Origin of the sequence: Microcystis aeruginosa LEGE 91341 (genome assembly GCF_015206885.1) — a bacterium.
In the GTDB taxonomy this organism is placed as follows: domain Bacteria; phylum Cyanobacteriota; class Cyanobacteriia; order Cyanobacteriales; family Microcystaceae; genus Microcystis; species Microcystis aeruginosa_H.
In genome coordinates this window covers 1-3452 of sequence record NZ_JADEXY010000226.1, presented here as the reverse complement: position 1 = coordinate 3452, position 3452 = coordinate 1, and the positions used below count along the sequence as shown (strand labels likewise).

General features: G+C 45.7%; 3 protein-coding genes. 1 reads left to right on the top strand and 2 read right to left on the bottom strand.

The genetic code is table 11. The annotated features are described in order from the left end of the window. Nucleotides 1–401, top strand: a 401-nt coding sequence (locus IQ234_RS20270; RefSeq protein ID WP_193955944.1) for a transposase, incomplete at its 5' end; no start/stop codon positions are given. Nucleotides 402–598: 197 nt separating this feature from the next. Here IQ234_RS20270 and IQ234_RS20265 read toward each other — a convergent pair. Both IQ234_RS20265 and IQ234_RS20260 read right to left on the bottom strand, forming a co-directional pair. Beyond that, the gene (locus IQ234_RS20265; RefSeq protein ID WP_193958395.1) at nucleotides 599–1696 is read right to left on the bottom strand and encodes a sulfotransferase family protein; all 1098 of its coding nucleotides are present in this window, start codon (nucleotides 1694–1696) and stop codon (nucleotides 599–601) included. Nucleotides 1697–1701: 5 nt separating this feature from the next. Continuing rightward, nucleotides 1702–3090: an aspartate aminotransferase family protein gene (locus tag IQ234_RS20260; RefSeq protein WP_193958394.1), complete on the bottom strand. Its 1389-nt coding sequence runs from the start codon at nucleotides 3088–3090 to the stop codon at nucleotides 1702–1704. Between the last annotated feature and the right edge of the window lie 362 nt (nucleotides 3091–3452).

The window sequence follows — 3452 nt, the reverse complement described above, 5'->3', positions numbered from 1 at the left end:
GGCTCGAGAAAGTCAATTTACTAAAAACCGTGCCGGGGATTGGTCAAGTAATTTCTACTACTCTCGTCTCCGACTTACCAGAACTCGGTCAATTAACCGCCAAACAAATCTCTCGCTTAGTCGGTGTTGCGCCGATTAATCATGATAGTGGTCAACATAAAGGTAAGCGGATGATTCAGGGAGGTCGCGCTCATATTCGAGCTATTCTTTACATGGGGGCGGTGGTGGCTATGCGTCATAATCCGGTGATTAAAACCTTTTACGAACGCCTAGTCGGACGAGGTAAATCAAAAAAACTGGCTCTGACTGCTTGTGTGCGGAAAATCTTAGTTATTCTTAATGCAATGGTTCGCCAAAATCAGCCTTGGCAGCTTGCTGACAATTTACCACCTTGTTCCTAGAGATTTACACTTTTTGTTATCTCTGATCAAGGGTTGCGCTTGCTTTGGTTTAACCTGAGCGACTTAGTTTTTGCTGCGCTTTTTTCTCGCTTGAGATTTTAGGTTCGACAGCAACTCCTTGATTGTTTTTTGAGTTACCCCTTGACAATCAAGACAGTCGCTACGTTCTGATAACTGATAACTGAAAAAGCTGATAACTAAAAATAATTCCAACGTTGAATAAATGGCAGCCAATGAGATTCGACTAACTCGATCGCTTTTGGTTCTGGGGGATAATTATTTTTTTTATATCCTTGCAGACTGCTGATATATTTCTCAAAGCGAGGCATAGATATTTTTAAGTCGGGAAGTTGCAGTTGATCGTAGATTTTCTCGATTTGTGCTAGGGGGTCTTTTTCTAAATCTTCAAAACGAATTTCTACAAAACTATCGGCGGGTAAATCGGCACTATCTCCCAGGAGAGAATTAAGCATTAAGGGATAACTTTTCAGAATCGCTTGCTCGATGACATCAATAGATAAATTATCGTAGGGTTGCAGTGCTAGTTCCGGTAGGATGCGGGTAAAAAAGTGGCGGGTTGAGGGAAAAACTAGATAGGGATTGCGGTAGATATGAATAAATTTAGCATCGGGCCAGATAGCTCGCAATCTGGCGATGTGTGCCGTATAAACGGGGTTTTTAAGTAGTAATTGTTTGCCTTTTTGGTGGATGGAAACTTTTTTTAATAGATGAGTATGCCAACGTTGCCAATTGGCGATTTCTTTCTCGCTGCAGCCTTGAAAAAAAACCCCTCGATCGAAATGGTACTGAAAACGTTGGGGAAAGTATAAACCATGGTAGTAGGAAAGGGGAATCATGCTGGCCAGGGCGATCGAGTCTTCTTGGGGTGAATTGGGAGTAACGGCGACGTTATCCACATGGCGATCGCTAGGTAAGGCCAATTCCAGCAGCGGTTGAAATAAGCGGACGATACCGAGGATATCCCAGGGTAATCCCACTGCTAGGGGCGAAATATAGCCAAAATGCTCCGATTGACCGAGTAAATTGTGTAGATGGGTCGTGCCACTGCGCCAATAGCCGACAATAAAAATGGGTGCTTTTACCTGCACGCGGCGCTCATAAAACCCTGTCATTAAAATTCGTTCTAGGGTAGAAAAAGGCAGTCGCGCTAGGGTAACTGCCAGGGCCAGGGTTGCTGGGGCCAAATTGGGGCGATCGATGCCGCCATTGGTCAAAAATAAACGTAATAGGGTACTAAGGTTACTACCGCAGAGGGGATGAAACAAACTGGACATATTAACTATTTTTTGGCGGTTTTTTGGCGGATAGCTTGACTGGCCAAGGTTTTACCGAATTCCCAAGCGGCCCCAGGGAAGCGGTGTGCATCAGCGACCACATCTTTAACGGCGGTGACAAGCCAACGGCAATCCTCGTCGGAGAGGGTGAGGGGGGGGATAAACTTAATGATATTCATGCCGTGGCCGGAAACCTGGGAGAGGATTTGATGGCGGGTAAAGAGGGGAACGACGATTAACTGGGAAAATAGCCCTTTATTGGCGGTTTCTAGCATTTTCCAGGCGGCTTTTAGTGACCAACTGCTCGGCTCGGCAAATTCCAAGGCGATCATCATACCCAATCCCCGCACTTCCTGCAAACATTCGTACTGATCTACGAGGGGCTGCAGTTCTGCGATAATTTGTTGACCGATCAAAGCCGATCGCTCGACTAATTTTTCCTCCTCAATCACCTGTAAAGTGGCAATACCGGCGGCCATGGCCAGATTATTTTTACCAAAAGTGCTACCGTGAACCACAGAACGATCCATGCGATCGAATACTCGATCGAAGATCCAGCGACGACAGAGAACCGCTCCCACTGGCACAAAACCGCCTGAAAGAGCCTTGGCAACACATAAAATGTCCGGTTCTACCCCCCAATGTTCCACAGCCCAAATTTTGCCAGTCCGGCCTAAACCGGTCTGCACTTCATCGGCCACAAAAAGAGTGCCATAACGACGACAAAGGGCTGCCGCTGCGGGGAGATAGTTCGGTTCGGGAATTCTCACCCCGTGACCTTGGATCGGTTCGGTAATAAAAGCTGCTACGTCTTGGTTAATTAGAGCTTTTTCGAGCGCGGCCAGATCGCCAAAGGGAATTTCCTTAAAATCGGCGACAAAAGGCCCAAATCCCTCACGATAATGGGTATCACCAGTGGCGGAAAGGGAACCCATGGTTAACCCGTGGTAGCCTCCCTGACAGTAAACAATTTGGCTGCGTCCGGTGGCGTAGCGGCTGAATTTAATGGCGGCCTCGACGGTTTCTGTGCCGGAATTAGCAAAGAAAACTCGTTCTAATCCGGGAGGGGCGATCGCTGCTAACCGTTCCGCCAGCAATCCCGCTAGGATGGAAGCATCCAATTGGACTAAATTGGGCAATGATGCCGTCAATACCTCCTGTAAAGCTTGCACGATCTTGGGGTGATTGCGTCCGAGAGCGAAAACACCAAAACCACTCAGTAAGTCCAGATACTTTTCTCCCTGATTGTCGAATAGGTACGGACCTTCGGCTTTAACGTAGTGGCGATCATAGCCGATCGTTTTTAGTACCCTAACCATCTGGGGGTTTAGGTATTGTTCGTGGAGGGCAAAGTTTTCTTCTAGTCTTTTTTCTATCAGTTCTAAAATGCTCATAAATTCCAGATTTGATGACTGAAAAACTAATTTTTAAACACCTAAAACTCGATTATGTTGATAGCACATTATCATGATTTTTGGTTATCTAATATTATAAATTATTTGATATATTTTGTCAAGTATTTAAGAACTTATCTAGGATAATTAAACTAATTAACTCTTGTTGGCTAAAGGTTCAAGCGACTTCGAGATAACTTATTAGTCAGTTTTTATATGGTTGGGGCGCATCGCGTGCCATTGGTGTCAACTTAAGGGAAGAGGTTCCCATATTTGTCGATGGAGAGCCTCTTTCTCTCGATGTCGCTGACGTTCAGCTTTAATCAGTCCAAAAAGTTGAGCGCGTTCGGCTAAATAGCTGA